Genomic DNA, 16,853 nt, shown 5'->3' on the forward strand with positions numbered 1-16,853 from the left:
ATACCGCCTGCTAGTGCCCTGCTAGCGAATTTGCTGACCGATGATGAAGTGAAAGTGGTTGGGGTCCTGCTTGGTGCCCGCCCCCGTACCCACCGGTGGAATCACGGAATCGAAGCCGTGGCCGAAGTCAAAGCCCAACAAACCAAATGCCGACATGAAAATGCGGGCACCCACGCCGGCCGAGCGGTATAGCTTGTAGGGGTTGTAGTTCTGATAAGAGTCGTAGGCATTGCCTGCTTCGGCGAAGGCCAGCACGTACACCGTGGCGGCCGGGTTCAGGCTGACGGGGTAGCGCATCTCCAGCACGTATTTGTTGAAGGCGATACCGCCGCTCTGGCCGCTTTGGGCCGTTGGGATAGCAAAAGCGCTGTTCGGGTCGTCGTAGCCGCGCAGGCCCACGTAGTCGGTACCCACAAGGAAGTTGCCGCCGCCGTTGTAACCCAAGCCCGCGCCGCCCATTTTAAACCGTTCGAATGGCCCGATAGCGCGGTTGGAATTGTAGCTGCCCAGATAGCCAAAGTGGGCCCGCGTGTTCAGCACCAGCTTGCCCACGATGGGCGTAAACCACGAAGCATCAAAAATCCATTTGTGAAACTCAATCCACTGGCTGGTATTGGGGTGGTTGGGATTCAGCAGGGAATACGGCGGCGTCAGGTTCACGCTCAAGCTCAGCGACGAACCCCGGCGAGTGTACGTGGGGTTGTCGATACTATTGCGGGCCAGCGTGGTGTTGAAAGTAATGTTATTGGCGTACCCCGTCGAGAAGCCCGGTATTAGCGCGTAATTCTGGGTCTGATATTGGCTATACGACAGCGAATTGCTGAGCGTGAAGTAGTCATCCGGCACCCGCAACTGGCGACCCAGACCAATAGTGGCGCTATTCACTTTAATGAACTGGTCGGAAGAAGCATCGAGGCTGGTGCCGGTGCGTTGGATGCTGTGGTTCAGGCTAAACGAGAAGGAGTTGGGACGGCGGCCGCCCAGCCACGGCTCCGTGAACGAGAGCGAATACGCTTGGTACTGAACGCCGTTGGCCTGCACGTTGAGCGACAACCGCTGGCCATCGCCGGCCGGCACGGGCGTCCAGTTGCGCAACGTCCCGGCCTTGCGCAGCGAGAAGTTGTTGAACACCAACCCTACCGTGCCAATAAAGCCCGCATAGCCACCCCAGCCGCCCGATAGCGTTACTTGGTCGGAGGGTTTTTCTACTACGGTGTAGTTGATGTCCACGGTACCATCGGCTTGGTTTGGCACGGGGTTGATACCAATTTTCTCCGGGTCGAAATAACCCAAAGTAGCAATCTCGCGTTGCGAGCGGATGAGCAATTCCCGGTTGAATTTATCGCCGGGCAGCGTGCGCAGCGTGCGCCGCAGCACATGGTCACTGGTTTTGGTATTGCCCGAGATGTTAATATCCTTGATGTGCGCCTGCACGCCCTCGCTGAGCCGCATCTCGATATCAATCGAGTCCCCTTCCACTTTGGTTTCGACCGGGTCAATGGTGAAAAACAGGTAGCCATCGTTCAGGTAGAGCGAAGAAATATCCTGCCCAGTGGGGTTGTAGTTCAGGCGCTTATCCAGTATTTCCTTGCTGTAGGGGCTACCGGGCTTGATGCCCAGCACGTTGGCAAGTGTCTTGTCATCGTACAAGTAGTTGCCGCTCCAGGTGATATGGCGGAAATAATATTTCGGGCCTTCGTCCATCTTAATGCGCAGGGCAAGTCCCTGGTCGTCACGCATCAGCGTATCCGAAACGATAGCGGCATCCCGGTATCCCTCGGCATTATAAAACTCCAGCAATTTCTTTTTGTCTTCTTCGTATTCGCTACGCTGAAACTTACCTGCGGTCAGAAATTTATAGGGTTTGCGCTCCTTGGTCTTTTTCAGCTTGCCCTTCAGTTTGCGGTCCGTAAACGCATTGTTCCCCTCAAACGAAATGTCGTGGATGCGAACTTTCGAACCTTTATCCACATCAATGCGCAAGGCTACACTGTTGGACAAGGCTGAGTCGGCTACTTGCACCACATTCACCTTCGCATCCAGATAGCCTTTATTAACGAAGAATTTGCGCACTTGCGTACGCGTGTTGTTCAGCAAAGCATCCGTCACCACTTTGCCGCGAATCAGGGTAATCTTCTTGGTAAGGTCCTCCGTCTGGCTTTTCCGAATGCCGGTAAACGTGAATTTGGACAAGCGCGGCCGCTCCTTCAGGTTGTAATCCAGGAAAATTTTGGTGCCTTCAATGCGGGCAATGGTCACGCTCACATCACCCAAAATTCCCTGAGCCCACAGCTTTCGAATGGATTTGCCAATTTCTTCACCCGGCACGTTAATGGGGTCGCCCACTCGCAAACCCGTGAGGCTGATAAGTGTATTGGGGTCGAGGTAGCGAGCTCCGCTCACGGTGATGCCACCCAATTCGTATTTCTTGGGCTCATCGGCGCCACCAGTGGGCGCAGTTTGCTGCGCCAGTGCCGAGCGGCCCATTAGGCCAGCCAGCACCGCTAAAGTCAGCACACATCTTACGAATAAATTACGCACAATAATCATTACAAAAAGTTAAGATACAGCGATTTGCTCGCTGGTTTTGCCAAAGCGCCGCTCCCGGCGCTGGTAAGCCCGAATGGCTTCCTGGAAATGCTGCTTCCTAAAGTCGGGCCACAACAAATCGGTGATATAAAGCTCTGTATAAGCCAGCTGCCACAGCAAAAAGTTACTGATTCGCTGTTCGCCGCTGGTTCGGATAAGCAGTTCCGGGTCGGGCATCTTGGCCGTAACCAGATAACTTGCTACCGTGGCTTCGGTCACGGCAGCAGGCAGCAGAAGGCCGCTGGCTACATCGGCAGCCATGCGCTTGGCGGCCTGGGTCAGGTCCCAACGTCCGCTGTAGCTCAGGGCCAGCACCAGGGTCATGCGCGAACCAGCTTTGGTCAGCTCCATGGCTTCGGCCAACTCGCGCTGGCAGCTGCCCGGCAGGGTGCTGATGTCCCCAATGGCTTCCAGACGAATGCTGTTTTTGAGCAATGTGGCCGTTTCCTGGCGAATGGTGTGCACCAGCAGCTGCATCAACGCCATTACCTCAAGTGCCGGCCGATTCCAGTTTTCAGTCGAAAAGGCGTACAGCGTCAGGTAGCGCACACCGAGCTCGGCCGCTTCCTCTACGGTTTCGCGCACGGCGGTGATGGCGCTTTGGTGTCCAAACACGCGCAGCCCTCCCCGTTGCTTGGCCCATCGCCCATTACCATCCATGATAACGGCCACGTGGGCGGGAATATTATGAGTATCTATTTCGGCCTTGCCGGTCATCACTTGCGGTTTCGCTAAAAGAGGCCGCAAGTTACGGAAATGGTTGCATTTAGCAGCCGCGTCGGGCCAACAGCGATACGCTATGGGTCGCCCCTACTATCCCCGCTTCACATAAGCGGTTCGTCTGCTAACTGCTACTTCAGCAGTTTTTTATTCTTTTTATATTGGTCAGGACACCGAATCTTAAAGAAGGTATACGACAAGCTTAGTCCGCTGTAGTAATACCAATCCTGGTCATGGGAGTTTACCAGCAGAGGGTCCTGGTCGGCCAAATGGTCGAGCTGGTCAGTAAAGGCTTTGCGCACGCCTACCTCCAAACCCAGATTGATGTGCTCCGAAAGCGCGTATTTAAACCCGACACCGGCCGGAATGGCAAAGCCCAACGTGGAGCCGCTACGGTTGAAAGCACCACCAAGGGTTGTGTTGTTACTTACGCTGGTTGTGTTGGCGTAAAACCCGGCTATCCCGGCAAACAAATAAGGCGTAAAATGGACCTTATCGGTGCGGTAGTGATAATCCATGAAGTTATACTCGACTACCGCCGAAGCTTCCAGTATACTTCCCTTGGTATTCACTTGCCGGTAGTTCTGCAACGGAGGCACGCCGCCATTCACTCCTTCCACGTTGCCGTCATCGGCGCGCAACAGGCCCGCCGTGAACCCACCCCTAAGCGTAATGGGCACCGACACATCTTTGCGATAAAAAACTGTGAATGCGGGGCGGTTATTCTGGAGCTGGTACGCAGGAGAAACTTCCCCACGGTAGTTGGTGGCACCGAGGCCAATACCTACCTCACTGGTATTTTGGGCGTGGGCAGAAGCACAAAAAAGCGCACTCCCCGCCTGCAGCATGCAAACGAGGAGTGCGCTTCGGAAAATTGAATTCGTCATCTAAACTAACTGCTGACTGAAAAAAAGAAGCTCAGCCGGCGGCCGCTGGCTAGCGGAATTTGGGATTCTTGATGCGGGGCGTCAAGATGTAGTTCAACGTCACACCTGTTACGATGTACCAGTCGGTTTTATTGCCCGAGTCGCCGCGCTGCTCACCGGCATTCGTAAAGCCAGTGAAGGGAGCCGCCGGGTCAGGGCTCGATACGCTACGGGTAATACCATAGCCAAAGTACTGCTGAGCACTCATCGACGCTACGGGCTGGCCGGGCGTAACGCCCAGAGCAGCTGGTCCGGCGAACTTGCCTCCTACGTCATCGAGGTAGTCGGTGAATGTTTTGCGCCATCCGATTTCAAGGCTGGCATCAAAGTTACGGTTAATGCGGTAGCGGATACCACCACCGAAAGGAATTGCAAATTGCGTCTGGCTGTAGGCTTTGGCTTGGCCTTCGGTTCTCAAATCTGCCAAAGCAATGTAGTCACCTGAAGCCGTTTTGCCTTTAGGGTTGGAATAGAAGCCGGCTACCCCCGCAAATACATAAGGGACAAAGTCAGGACGCTTGAGATAGTTGTTGCGGTTCTCAATCAGGTCGATAACGGCAACAGCTGACGCTTCCAGAATGTCGTTACGGAAGTCGAAATTCCGATTGTAACGAAATTTGCCATCCGGGTCGTTCTTATCAGCAGCATCGGCGTCGTTACCGGAAATACGGCCGTAGGACAGGCCAAAGCGACCCGAAACGCGGGGATAGAATCGACGGGTAATGGAAACACCGGCACCAACGCGAGTTGCGCCAAAGCGCAAGCTGGTGAAGTTGGTGTACGGCGTGACGTCGCCGAAATAGTTCATTGCGTTCAGGCTGAAGCCTACAGAATTGTATTGCTTCCGCTTGCTGAACTGCTGAGCATCCGCCTCAGGTGCAGCCAATAGGCCCAATCCGAGCACAAAGGCTGTGGAATAAGTGAAAATATTCTTCATAAGGCAACTAAAGATGAGGATGCTAGGAGCAGGTGTTGAGGGCAGTGCTGTGATTGCGCAGTTTCAGACGGTGACAAAAGTAGGCGTTATCGGGAACTAAAAAAACTTTCCAGATTTTTTTTAACAAAAAAACCTCGGCTATTACAATTGAATCCCTACCGGATTTCTACGGTCAAGGCCCCAATTGAGTTTACTGCGTAAGGTAGTCAGGAAGTTAACGTGGTTTAGCTTGACTAGCCGGGCGTTAAAAGTTTCGCGGCGAACGGCAATTTGAACGGAGGCTTCGACGGGGAGGGAGCGGGAATCAAGCGCCAGCATATAGCTGGTGCTTCGGCCTTCTATTTCGAAGGAAATCACGCTTTGGTCCGATACCACGAGGGGGCGCACATTCAGATTGTGGGGGCATACGGGAGCGATGATAAAATTGTTGGTTTGAGGTAGCATAACCGGGCCGCCACAGCTCAGGGAGTAGCCGGTGGAGCCGGTGGGGGTGGCCACCACCAGGCCGTCGGCCCAGTAGGAATTCAGGTATTCGCCGTCGATGTACGTGTGCACGACAATCATGGAGGACGTGTCGCGTTTGAGGACGCTGAATTCGTTGAGGCCAAAATTGAGGCTGCCAAAGACGTCGGGGTCGGTATCGACGCGAATCAGACTGCGCTCTTCGATGGTGAAATGGCCTTTGTAGAGGGCGTCGATGGCTTGGGCAATGCGGTCGGGGGTGATGGTGGCCAGGAAGCCGAGCCGGCCGGTGTGAATGCCCAAAATCGGGATTTGGAGGCTGCCGACGTAGGTAACGGTGTCGAGCAGGGTGCCGTCGCCGCCGATGCTGAGGACGTATTGGACGCCCCGGAGCGAGTCGCCACGCCGGAATTCGGTGGTGCCTTCGGGTAGGCGTAGGCGGTTGTCGAGGAAGGTGCGGAAGGCTTCGCCGATGCGCACTTCGGCCCGGCGCGTGGCCAGGTCGTCGAGCAGGGCCTGAATGGCCGGAGCGGCATCGTCGTCGAATGGCTTGCCGAGGATGGCGATTTTCATGCGGTAAAGAAGAAACTGATTACGTAACAGGAAACTGGGCTACGTAACAAATAAATAACCGAACAAGCGAGACGCAAGTGTCAAATCGGAAACTCGGCCCGAAAGAAATAGCCGGTCTGGCCCAGTCCGTTCAGGGTGTATTCGGCGGTGAACACCCGGTCGTAAAAAGTTACCAGGTGCAAGCCAAGGCCAATTGCGCTTAATAGATGGTTGGGAAGGCGGTTCTGGGGCAATGGGCCGGGCGCGACGACGTAGCCGGCATCGACAAAGGTATTCAGGTAAAGCGCCAGCGGAATGGTGTTGATTTTGGGATTATCAACGGATTGCAGCCGCAGGGGCTTGGGGCGGAGCAAGCGGTAAGACACTCCTTGCTGCACCAGGCCGTAGTGGCGGCCGTCGATGACGTATTCATCGTAGCCCCGCACCAAATCATTATACCCCAAAGCCCGCGAATCGGCATAAGCCAGGTGCCCGGTGAGCCGGGCCTGACCGCTCAGACCGAGGCTGTAGTAGAATTCATGGCCGAGGGCCACATAGCGGGCGTAGTTCAGGTGCAGGGTGGTGAGGCTGGGGGTGGTGCCGTCCAGAAAGACGCGATGCGTGAGGGCGGCCTGGGCAAACTGGCCGGTGAGCGGGTAGGCGAAGGTGTTGCGCTGGTTGCGGGTGCTGGTGAGCGTGAGGTCGAGGTATTCGCGCTGGGTGCGGCCCTTATAATAGTCGGGGTTGTAGAACCGGACGGAATCGCTGATTTGCTCGCGGTGATAGGAGACGTCGAAGGCGGTGAGAAACTGAACGGTGTGACGAAAACGCAGCCCGGCGGTGGCGTAGAAGCGTTGAATGGGAAACCCTTCATCGGCCCGAATGGGGACGAGGCGGTCGGCGCGGGTGATGTAGTCGAGGGTATGGCTTTGGTAGAAGGAGGCCCCCACGCCAATGCCCAGGCGGCGATAATGGCCCAGGCCGGGGGCTTCGTAGAACAGCTCGTATTTACGATTAAAGCCTAATTGGAGGTTGGCGATGAGCTGCTCGTTGCGGCCGCGAAAATTGCTGCGCGTGAGGTGGACGCCGTAATCGACACGGCGCCAGCGGTCGGAGCGGTCGAGCCAGGAGCGCAGGTTACGGTCGGCCAACGACAGGATGGGGACCGGGAACGTGTACCAACGCTCCTGCACGCCAAAAACGATGAGTAGCCGGTTGCCCGCGCAGCTGGCCTGCACCACCACGGCATGAAATAGCTGGAGGTTGAATAACCGGCGGCGGTTCGCTTCGAGGCGGGCTGGCAAATCGGCCAGCGTAAGGGTGTCGCCTTCGTGAATGTCCAGCTCGGCACGCAGGATGCGCTCTCTGGTGACCGCGTTGCCGGCGAACAGGATGGCGCCGACTGGCGCCCGCACCAGTTCCGGACAGGGCACGATGCGCACCAGCGTATCGGTGGGGGCAACTACGGGACGCAGGGCGTGCGGCAAGGTATCGGCCGGGGCCTGCACGCATAATAGGCTGGCCAGCAGCACCCGCAACGACAACAGAATTCCTAACACCCGCTATCAGACGCTCAGGTACCGCAGCAGGGCATCGTAGCGCTCCTGCTCGTCTTCGTTGGCCACGGCGGTGCCACTGAACTGGGCCGTTACGGTGTAGCCAAACCGCTCCAGCGTAGCCGTGATGCGGGCCAGATTATCGGTGTTGAGCTTGAGCGTGAGACGAATGCGGTAGGGGTCGATTTCGTCCTGCGCCACAATGGCGCTGATGATTTTGGCGTTGTTTTCCTCGACGTAGCGGCTGATTTGGGTGAGCGAATAGTCCCGCTCTTCCATGCTGAGGACGATGATGCCGCCCTGGCCGCCGCCCGGATGCTGCCCGAAAGCCGCCAGCGCATCGGCAATGGTGACGACGCCGGCGTACTCGTGCCGCTCATCGACGACGGGCACCAGCTGAATTTTATTCTCAATGGCCAGCTCCATCACGCGGTAAAAGTGCTGGTCGGGGCGCACGTAGGTGTCGGCGTAGCCCAGGGGCAGCTCGGAAAGCAGGGTTTCGGGGTCGTCGAAGTCGGCCAGGTCGGCTTCGGTAACGAGGCCGCGGTAGTGGCGGTCATCGAGCACGGGCAGTTGGGCCACGTGAAACTCATCGAGCCAGCGCGCCGCTTTGCCCGCCGAATCGGTGCCCTTCAGAGGCGGAATCATTTCGTTGAGTAAATCTTCGGCGAGCAGGGCGGGCATCGTTTCGGAAATTTATGGATGCTGAATTATAAACGTTGGATTGGGTGGGATGGATAGCAAAGGAGAAGTAGTAATCCGACACATTGCAAGCTAACCAACCAGATTTCGGTGAACAACAATCGAGCCGGCAGAATGATACCCGACTTTTAGGCAGCTACGGCAGGGGCCCATTCGGTAGTACGTAAAAACCGGCGCAGGTAGGCGTTGAACCCGGCAGGGCGCTCCATCATGGGCGCGTGGCAGCAGTGGTCGAGAAAACGCAGCTCGGCGTGGGGCAGCAGGCGCGCAAACTCGTGGGCGACGGGCGGCGGGGTGATGGTGTCGTTCAGGCCCCACACTAATAGTACGGGCACCGTAATTTTCATCAGCTCTTTGCTCAGGTTATGCCGCTGGGCTGAGCGGGCAATGGCAATGATGCGCAGGCACTTGGAATTGGAATTGGTGACGTTAAAGACTTCATCCACCAGCTCCTTGGTGGCTACGGAAGGGTCGTAGAAAGTGTAGCCGACCCGCTCCTGCACGTAGGCGTAGTCGCCGCGTTTGGGGAAGGAGCCGCCCATGCTGTCTTCGAACAAGCCACTGCTGCCGGTGAGCACGAGGCGGCTGACCCGCTGGGCATTGTTCAGGGTATAAACCAGGGCAATGTGGCCGCCCAGCGAATTGCCCAGTACCGTGAACGAATCGGGCAGGCCCATGGCTTTCACGAAGCCTTCGACGTAGGCGACGAGGCCCGGTACGCCGGCCTGGGTCAGGGGCATGTCGTAGACGGGCAGCAGGGGAATAATGACGCGGTAGTCGGGCGAGAATTCCTGCACCACGTCTTCCCAGTTGCTGAGGGCGCCGAACAGGCCGTGCAGCAGCAGGAGCACCGGGCCCTGGCCCTCATCCACAAACTCGTACCCATGTTGGTGCTGGCGGCGCAATTCCATCTCGTCTTTCGTCAATTCGCGGCGGTTTTGGCAATGATACAACAGCGGAGCCAATTGGCCAAAATTGCCAACCCGTGCGGGGTGAGCAGGGCTTCGGGGTGAAACTGGACGCCGTAGAGCGGCAGCGTGCGGTGGCGCACGGCCATGAGCTCGGGGGCCGGGCCGGTGATGTGGGCCAGCGGGACCAGCGCGGGCGGCAGGGGCTCGCTGAGAATGAGCGAGTGGTAGCGCGTGACCGGCTGCAGGGCGGGCAGGCCGGCAAAAAGCGGCTCCGCGGTATCGCAACGCATCTCGGACACTTTGCCGTGCATGGGCCGCGCGGCGCGCACCACCGCCGCGCCGAAGAACTCGCCCAGGCCCTGGTGGCCCAGGCACACGCCGAGCATGGGCTTGTGCTGGTGATAGTGCTCGATAACGGCCGGCATCACGCCGGCCTGGGCGGGCGTGCCGGGGCCGGGCGAAAGCACGATGCCATCGAAGGCCAGCTCCTGAAGCTCGGCCAGCGGCACGTCGTTGCGGCGCACCAGCACTTCGGCCCCGAGCTGGCGCAGGTAATCGGCCAGGGTGAAGGTGAAGGAGTCGAAATTATCGAGCAGCAGCAGGCGCATTTGGCAGAGAATACTAGAACGTCATGCAGAGCGCAGCGAAGCATCTCGCGTGCCGCCACTATTTTTTTCGATTGAGTCACTGCCACACGCGAGATGCTTCGCTGCGCTCTGCATGACGTTCTAATAACATCAACTTTTCACAAAGGCTTTGCGCATCTGCACCAGCAGGTTCTGGGCGAAGGGCAGCACGTAGCCCGTGATTTGCAGGGCCATGGGCGTGGCTTGCTGCACGATGGGCAGTATCTGGGAGCCGGCCACCAGGCTGGGCGAGAGCAAATGCAGGCCCGCCAGGGCGGTACCGTGCAGCAGCAGGCTCAGTCCCAGTATCCACTTGATGACGCCGGCCGCGCCGCCCAGCAAATTATCGAGCACGCCCAGCGGGGTGAGGTGCACGGCGGTTTTGAGCAAGCCCCCGAGCAGGTGTACGCCCCACATGATGCCCACGAATACCAGCGCAAAGGACACCAGCGGCAGCAGGCCGAAGGCATCGCCCACGTAGTGCCGCACCAGCGGCACGGCGGCCGACAACAGGCTCAGCCCGCCAATTACGGCCAGCACGAAGGCCAGCAGCGACACTACCTCCAGCACCAGCCCGCGCCGGTAGCCCTTCACAGCCCCGATGCCGAGCGGGAGCAGCAGCAGAATGTCGAGGGCAGTCATGGTTATTAATGGGTGAAGTAAAGAACCGTCATGCTGAGCGTAGCCGAAGCATTTCGCTTGTGGCAGTAACTCAACTGATTGGATTACTTGAGCACGCGAGATGCTTCGGCTGCGCTCAGCATGACGGCCTTATTTCCTTTACTGACCTACAGATTGGTGTTGTTGAGCAGGTGGCCCAGCACGTCGGAGATGCGCTTGCCGTCGGCCTGGCCGGACAGCTCGCGGGCAGCCACGCCCATTACCTTGCCCAGGTCGGAAGGGCCGGTGGCACCTACGCGCTGGATGATGTGCACGAGGCGCTCGACCAAATCGGCCTCGGAGAGCTGGGCGGGCAGGAATTCTTCGATGATGGCCAGCTCGGCCAGCTCGTTTTCTTCCAGCTCGGAGCGGAACTGCTCCTTGTAGATGGTGGCGGCGTCGCGGCGCTGCTTGGCGGCTTTGTTGAGCAGCTTGAGCTCGGCGTCGGGGGTGAGGGCGGCGCCGTGAGCACCCTCGGCGGTTTCGGCCAGCATAATCTGCGATTTGATGCTGCGCAGGGTGGTGAGGCGCACTTTGTCTTTGGCCAGCATGGCTTGCTTGATGGCGGCGTCGATGGTGTCTTTGAGCATGGGAGTTTTTTTAGGGGGTGAGGGTATGGGGGTGTGGGGGGCCGGGCGTGGGGAAGGCGTAATTTCGCCCGAAGCTACGGCAGTGGCTCCGCAAGCCATTTGAGTTCCTCATCTGTTTACCCGCCGAACTCCAAACTTCCCCTCCTCCCCTCCCTCATGACTAAGCTCAGCGTCAACATCAACAAACTGGCCACCCTGCGCAACGCCCGGGGCCACAACCGGCCCGATATTCTGCAGGCGGCCCGCGACATTGAGCGGTTTGGGGCCGAGGGCATCACGGTGCACCCCCGGCCCGACGAGCGCCACATCCGCTACCAGGACGTGCTCGATTTGAAGGCCGTGGTGACCACCGAGCTGAACGTGGAAGGCAACCCCACCCCCGATTTCCTGGACCTGGTGCGCGCCGTGCGCCCCGAGCAGGTGACGCTGGTGCCCGACGCGCCCGACGCCATCACCTCCAACGCGGGCTGGGACGTGGTGACGCACCAGCAGTACCTGCGCGACGTGGTGGCCGAGCTACAGGCCCTGGGCTGCCGCGTGAGCATCTTCCTCGACCCCGACCTGGCCCTGGTGGAAGCCGCCGCCACCACCGGCACCGACCGCATCGAGCTCTATACCGAAGCCTACGCCCGGCAGTACCTCGCCGACCGCGAAGCCGCCGTGGCCCCCTACCGCGCCGCCGCCGCCCGCGCCGGCCAGCTGGGCCTGGGCGTGAACGCCGGCCACGACCTCGACCTCGACAACCTGGCCTGGCTGCACCAGCAGCTGCCCGAGCTGGCCGAGGTCAGCATCGGCCACGCGCTGGTGTGCGACGCTCTTTACCTGGGCCTGGAAAACACCGTGCAGCTGTATAAGCGGCAGCTGAAGTAGGGCAACCAGCGCCGCCCGATGCCGCCTGGAACGATGAGATAGGCCCGCCACCGGTGGCGGGCCACCCTTGGGAGGGTAAGAAGCACCCGCCGCCGGCGTCCGGCCATACTTGGGAGGGTAAGAAGGGCCCGCCGCCGACGTCCGGCCCTTCTTGAGGGGGTAAGAGGCACCCGCCGTCGGCGTCCGGCCCTTCTTGCCCCCCTGAGAAGCACCGGACGCGCGCGGCGGCCGTACACGACGGTTACTTTTGCCCGCGTACTTACCTGACAACAGTAGCCATGCCCCGTCACTCTCTGGCCGAATTTGAGGCCCTGCCCTACCCGATTCTCGACGTGCGGGCCCCGATTGAGTTTGCGCAGGGCCATGTGCCGGGGGCGCTTAACCTGCCGCTGTTCACGGACGAGGAGCGGGCCCGCATCGGCACCACCTACAAGCAGGTGAGCCAGGAGCGGGCCGTGCATTTGGGCCTGGAATTCTTCGGGCCGAAGATGTCGGCGATGGTGAAGCTGGCCAAGAAGCTGGCCCCCGGCAAGGAGGTGCGGCTGCACTGCTGGCGCGGCGGCATGCGCAGCGGGGCCGTGCTGTGGCTGCTGGAGCTGGGCGGCTTCAAGGTGCATTTGCTGGACCACGGGTATAAGGAGTTTCGGCGGGCGGTGCTGGCTTCGTTCGCTACGCCCCGGCAGTGGCGCGTGCTGGGCGGCCTCACCGGCAGCGGCAAAACCGACGTGCTGCACGCCCTGGCGGCCATGCCCGGCCAGCAGGTGCTCGATTTGGAAGGGCTGGCCAGCCACAAGGGGTCCGCCTTCGGGGCCATCGGGCAGCCGGTGCAGCCCACGCAGGAGCAGTTCGAAAACAACCTGGCTGCCGCCCTGGCCACGCTGCCCACCGATGCGCCCATTTGGGTAGAAGACGAAAGCCGGCAGATTGGCCGGCTCACCATTCCGCCCGCCCTGTTTGCCCAAATGCGGGCCGCGCCGCGCTGGGTGCTGGAAGTGCCCCGCCCCGCCCGCGTGGCCAAGCTGGCCGCCGAGTACGGCGCCGAAGAACCGGCCGAGCTGGCGGCCGCCATCGAGCGGCTGCAAAAGCGCCTGGGCGGCCTGGCCACCAAGCAGGCCCTGGCGGCCGTCGAGGCCGGTGATTTCACCCAAATGGTGGAGCTGGTGCTCGATTACTACGACAAGACCTACACCTACGGCCTGGCCCCACGCCCCGAGGAGCCAGTGCGGACTTTTATTCCCGTTCCCAGCTGCGACCCCGCCCAAAATGCAGTTGAATTAGCCCGGGCGACGAGCGCCGTGCCCAGGTAAATGCCGGGCTACGCGGAGCGCCCGGCAGCCTGGCCACGGCCAGCCGCAAAAAAGCTCAACACCAGGCAACCGCTTTTGCCTGAAAATGTCATAATTTGCTTTCCCATCTGAGTCTATCCAGCCGGCTTTCGACACGAAGCCGGTTATTTATTCACTCCCTTTTTCTCATTCCCTATTCCCCACTTTTCCCCACTCCAATCCTATGCGTACACTTTTGTACACAACCACCCAGCGCCTGGCTTCGCGGCTACGGGGCCAGCTGCCCATGCTTGCGGCGGCGTTGCTGCTGGCCCCGGCCGCCTGGGCCCAAGTTGTCATTCCGGCCGGCAACCCCACGGGAACTACTTCCCGCAAGCCCTATGGCAACTACTTCGGCTACGAGCGTAGCGCCGCCATCTATACGGCGGCCGATGTCAGCGGCAGCGGCAGCATCACCAGCGTGGGCTTTTACCTGGAGAGCGTTTCGACCCCGGCCGCGACTCCCGCCAAGGTGTACCTGAAAACCACCACCAGCACGTCGTTTGCGGCGGCGGGCACCACGGTGGCGGCCGAGGAAACGGGCGCAACGCTGGTATACGACGCAACCATTCCGGCCACGGCCTTCACGGCCAGCACGTGGGTGACGGTGGCCCTGACGGCCCCGTTCGCCTACAACGGCACCGACAACCTGGAAATCATCGTGGAAGCCAACGGCGGCGGCACCGGCACCGAAGGCAGCGCAGCGAAGACCTTCCGCTTCCACTCGACGGCCGTCAACCGCTTCCAGAGCTGGCAGGCTGATAACGCGGCCCCCACCACCGCCGGCACCGTGGCCCTCACGCGCCCCAACATCCAGCTCATCGGCCTGACGCCGGCGGCCTGCGCGGCCCCCAGCGGCCTGGCCGTGGCCACGCCTACGGCCACCACGGCCACGGTTACGTTCACCGCGGGCACTGGCAACACGGGCTACACGCTCACCTACACCCCGCAGGGCGGCACCGCCGTCACCCAAACCGTGACCGCCTCGCCGGTGAGCCTGACCGGCCTGGCGGCCGGCACGGCCTATACGCTGAGCGTGGTGGGCAACTGCGCGGGCAGCACGACGTCGGCGGCGAACACGACCAGCTTCACCACGCCCATTCTGAACGACGACCCGGTGGGGGCCATCACGCTGCCCATCGCAACCACCTGCACCCCCGTCAACGGCACTAACGCTGGCGCTACCACTACTACGGCCACCGGCTACACCAACCCCGGCTGCGGCGCGGCCACCAGCCCCAAGGACGTGTGGTTTAAATTCACGACCGATGCCACGGGCGCCAGCAGCACGGGCATCACCGTCACCGTTACCGGTGCTCCGGCGGGCCAGGTGCGCTTGTTTTCTACCACGACTGCGGGTGGCGCAGCTGGCCCGTTCACGCAAGTGGGCTGCGCCGCCGGCACCACCAACAACACGGCTGCCCCCGCGCTGGTGTCGGGTGGCCTCACGCCCAGCACCACCTACTACATCTTCGTATCGGGCTACGGCTCGGCTGATACGCAAGGCGCCTTCACCATCTGCCTCACGCCGCCCCCGGCCTGCGGCGTGCCCACCAACTTCGCGCTGTCCGGCATCACCGGCACCACGGCGGCCATCACGTTTACCCCCGGCCCCGGCAACACGAGCTACACCGTGACCTATACCCCCGCCGGGGGCACGGCCACCACCGTAACGCCCGCCCCCACGGGTTCGCCCATCAACCTGACCGGCCTGACGCCCAGCACGGTCTACACGCTGTCGGTAACGGGCAATTGCTCGGGCGGCGCCACCACTGCCCCGTTCACCGCCACGTTCACGACGCCCGCCCTGGCCCCGGCCAATGACGACCCGGCCGGCGCTGTTACCTTGGCAATTGGCACCACCTGCACGCCGGTGAGCGGCACCAACGCCGGTGCCACTACCACCACGCCCGCCGGCTACGTGAACCCGACTTCCAGCGCCAGCTGCGGCATTGCCGTGAGCCCCAAAGACGTGTGGTACAAGTTCACGACGGCGGCTACCGGCGCGGGCAGCACCTCCGTTTCGATACAGGTGACGGGCAGCGCGGCCGGTTACCTCCGCGGATTCTCGACGACGGGCGGCGCGGCTGGTCCGTTCACGGAGATTGGCTGTGCTTCAAGCGGCGCGAACAATGTCGTTTCGGCTCCGCTGAACCTGACGGGCCTGGCCCCGAGCACGACGTATTACGTGTTCGTATCGGGCTACGGCTCGGCCGATACGCAGGGTGCGTTTACCATTTGCGCCAGCAGCACCATTCCGGTGACGTGCGGCGACCCCACGGCGGCCACCATTGGCGGGGCCACGAATACTTCGCTGCAAGTGGCCTTCACGCCCGGCCTGAACAATCTCAGCTACATCGTCACCTACTCCAGCGGCGGGGCGGCCACCACGGTGACGCCGGCCCCCACGGCTTCGCCCATCACCATCACCGGCCTCGCCCCCGGCACCACCTACACGCTCACGCTGCAAAGCGTGTGCGCCGGCGGTTCCCTGGGTGGCGTACTCACGGGCACGGCCAGCACCACGGGCACTCCCCCCGCCGCTACCTATGCCACCGTGCCCTACTCGGAAAGCTTCGAAGGCCCGTGGGTGAATGGCTTGAGCACGCGTGACCTGCCCACGGTGAACTGGCGCAACTCGCCGGCCACCGGCAACAACTCGTGGCGCCGCGACGACGACGGCACTGTGGCCAACTGGGCCAGCAACCTAGGTGCTTTCACCCCAGCCAGCAGCCAAGGCACGCACGCAGCCCGCTTCCACAGCTACGACGCTACATCTGCCGCCACTGGCACCCTCGATTTGTACGTGAACATGAGCAGCGCGGGCTCCAAAACGCTGAGCTTCGACTACGTGAATGTGAGCGGCACCGACAAATTAGATGTATTGGTGAGCACCGACGGCGGGGCCACTTTTGGTACCACGCCCGTGCTCACCGCTACCACCAACGCCACGTTCACCGCCAAAACGGTGGCCATTGCCAGTACCTCGGCCACCACGGTTATCCGGTTCCGGGCCACCAGTGATTTCGGCTTCACTGACATTGGCCTTGACAACGTGCAGCTGCGCGTGCTATCGGCCAACCGCAACGAGGCCCTGGCGGCCACGGTGGGCCTGTACCCGAACCCGGCCCACCGCAGCTTCACGCTGAGCGTGCCCGCCGGCAGCCTCCACGCCGCTTCGGCCAGCCTCATCAACGCCCTGGGCCAGGTGGTGCAAACGCGCCAGCTGAACCTGCCTGCCGCCGGTGGCACCGCCGATTTCGACGTAACCAATCTGGCAACTGGCGTGTATTCCTTGCAACTGAAAACCGGCGAAACGCTGGTTGTGAAACGGGTGGTAGTCGAGTAGTCGGCCTCGTACCCTGCTTCCTTAAAAAGGGCTGGCCAGTTGGTCAGCCCTTTTTTGTGTGCCTTCATTGGCCGGCCA

14 protein-coding genes are annotated in these 16,853 nt (G+C 61.0%); 3 read left to right on the forward strand and 11 right to left on the reverse strand.

The window, feature by feature from the left end; genetic code table 11:
• Window positions 1–21: 21 nt before the first annotated feature.
• The 11 genes from bamA to J4G38_RS17605 all read right to left on the reverse strand — a co-directional run bounded on the left by bamA (window position 22) and on the right by J4G38_RS17605 (window position 11,231).
• Window positions 22–2,517 (reverse strand): outer membrane protein assembly factor BamA, encoded by a 2,496-nt coding sequence (bamA, locus tag J4G38_RS17555; RefSeq protein ID WP_226163518.1) that lies wholly within the window; start codon window positions 2,515–2,517, stop codon window positions 22–24.
• A 42-nt stretch (window positions 2,518–2,559) separates the two neighbouring features.
• Window positions 2,560–3,306, reverse strand: coding sequence for an isoprenyl transferase (locus J4G38_RS17560; RefSeq protein WP_210519275.1), 747 nt, complete (start codon window positions 3,304–3,306; stop codon window positions 2,560–2,562).
• A 134-nt stretch (window positions 3,307–3,440) separates the two neighbouring features.
• Window positions 3,441–4,196, reverse strand: a complete 756-nt coding sequence (gene porG, locus J4G38_RS17565) for a type IX secretion system protein PorG (protein WP_210519218.1) — start codon at window positions 4,194–4,196, stop codon at window positions 3,441–3,443.
• Between the two features lie 49 nt (window positions 4,197–4,245).
• Window positions 4,246–5,172 carry a DUF6089 family protein gene (locus J4G38_RS17570; RefSeq protein WP_210519219.1) on the reverse strand — a complete coding sequence of 309 codons (927 nt, stop codon included), beginning with the start codon at window positions 5,170–5,172 and terminating at the stop codon, window positions 4,246–4,248.
• Between the two features lie 141 nt (window positions 5,173–5,313).
• Window positions 5,314–6,207: an NAD kinase gene (locus J4G38_RS17575; protein WP_210519220.1), complete on the reverse strand. Its 894-nt coding sequence runs from the start codon at window positions 6,205–6,207 to the stop codon at window positions 5,314–5,316.
• Window positions 6,208–6,287: 80 nt separating this feature from the next.
• Window positions 6,288–7,745, reverse strand: coding sequence for a BamA/TamA family outer membrane protein (locus tag J4G38_RS17580; protein ID WP_210519221.1), 1,458 nt, complete (start codon window positions 7,743–7,745; stop codon window positions 6,288–6,290).
• A gap of 6 nt (window positions 7,746–7,751) precedes the next feature.
• A complete protein-coding gene (locus tag J4G38_RS17585; RefSeq protein ID WP_210519223.1) occupies window positions 7,752–8,426 on the reverse strand; it encodes a CBS domain-containing protein in 675 nt (224 codons plus the stop codon).
• A 146-nt stretch (window positions 8,427–8,572) separates the two neighbouring features.
• Window positions 8,573–9,355 carry an alpha/beta fold hydrolase gene (locus tag J4G38_RS17590; protein WP_210519276.1) on the reverse strand — a complete coding sequence of 261 codons (783 nt, stop codon included), beginning with the start codon at window positions 9,353–9,355 and terminating at the stop codon, window positions 8,573–8,575.
• An 11-nt stretch (window positions 9,356–9,366) separates the two neighbouring features.
• Window positions 9,367–9,963 carry an anthranilate synthase component II gene (locus tag J4G38_RS17595; protein WP_210519225.1) on the reverse strand — a complete coding sequence of 199 codons (597 nt, stop codon included), beginning with the start codon at window positions 9,961–9,963 and terminating at the stop codon, window positions 9,367–9,369.
• Window positions 9,964–10,092: 129 nt separating this feature from the next.
• Entirely contained in the window at window positions 10,093–10,623 is a 531-nt protein-coding gene (locus tag J4G38_RS17600) for a CvpA family protein (protein WP_210519226.1), read from the reverse strand.
• Window positions 10,624–10,769: 146 nt separating this feature from the next.
• Window positions 10,770–11,231 carry a GatB/YqeY domain-containing protein gene (locus J4G38_RS17605; protein ID WP_210519227.1) on the reverse strand — a complete coding sequence of 154 codons (462 nt, stop codon included), beginning with the start codon at window positions 11,229–11,231 and terminating at the stop codon, window positions 10,770–10,772.
• Window positions 11,232–11,387: 156 nt separating this feature from the next.
• Here J4G38_RS17605 and J4G38_RS17610 point away from each other — a divergent pair, with 156 nt between their 5' ends.
• The 3 genes from J4G38_RS17610 to J4G38_RS17620 all read left to right on the forward strand — a co-directional run bounded on the left by J4G38_RS17610 (window position 11,388) and on the right by J4G38_RS17620 (window position 16,775).
• Window positions 11,388–12,101, forward strand: a complete 714-nt coding sequence (locus J4G38_RS17610) for a pyridoxine 5'-phosphate synthase (protein ID WP_210519228.1) — start codon at window positions 11,388–11,390, stop codon at window positions 12,099–12,101.
• Window positions 12,102–12,379: 278 nt separating this feature from the next.
• On the forward strand, window positions 12,380–13,408 hold the full coding sequence (gene mnmH, locus J4G38_RS17615; RefSeq protein ID WP_210519230.1) for a tRNA 2-selenouridine(34) synthase MnmH: 1,029 nt from the start codon (window positions 12,380–12,382) through the stop codon (window positions 13,406–13,408).
• Between the two features lie 202 nt (window positions 13,409–13,610).
• Window positions 13,611–16,775 carry a fibronectin type III domain-containing protein gene (locus J4G38_RS17620; protein WP_210519232.1) on the forward strand — a complete coding sequence of 1,055 codons (3,165 nt, stop codon included), beginning with the start codon at window positions 13,611–13,613 and terminating at the stop codon, window positions 16,773–16,775.
• Window positions 16,776–16,853 lie beyond the last annotated feature (78 nt).

The organism is Hymenobacter terricola (assembly GCF_017921975.2).
In the GTDB taxonomy this organism is placed as follows: domain Bacteria; phylum Bacteroidota; class Bacteroidia; order Cytophagales; family Hymenobacteraceae; genus Hymenobacter; species Hymenobacter terricola.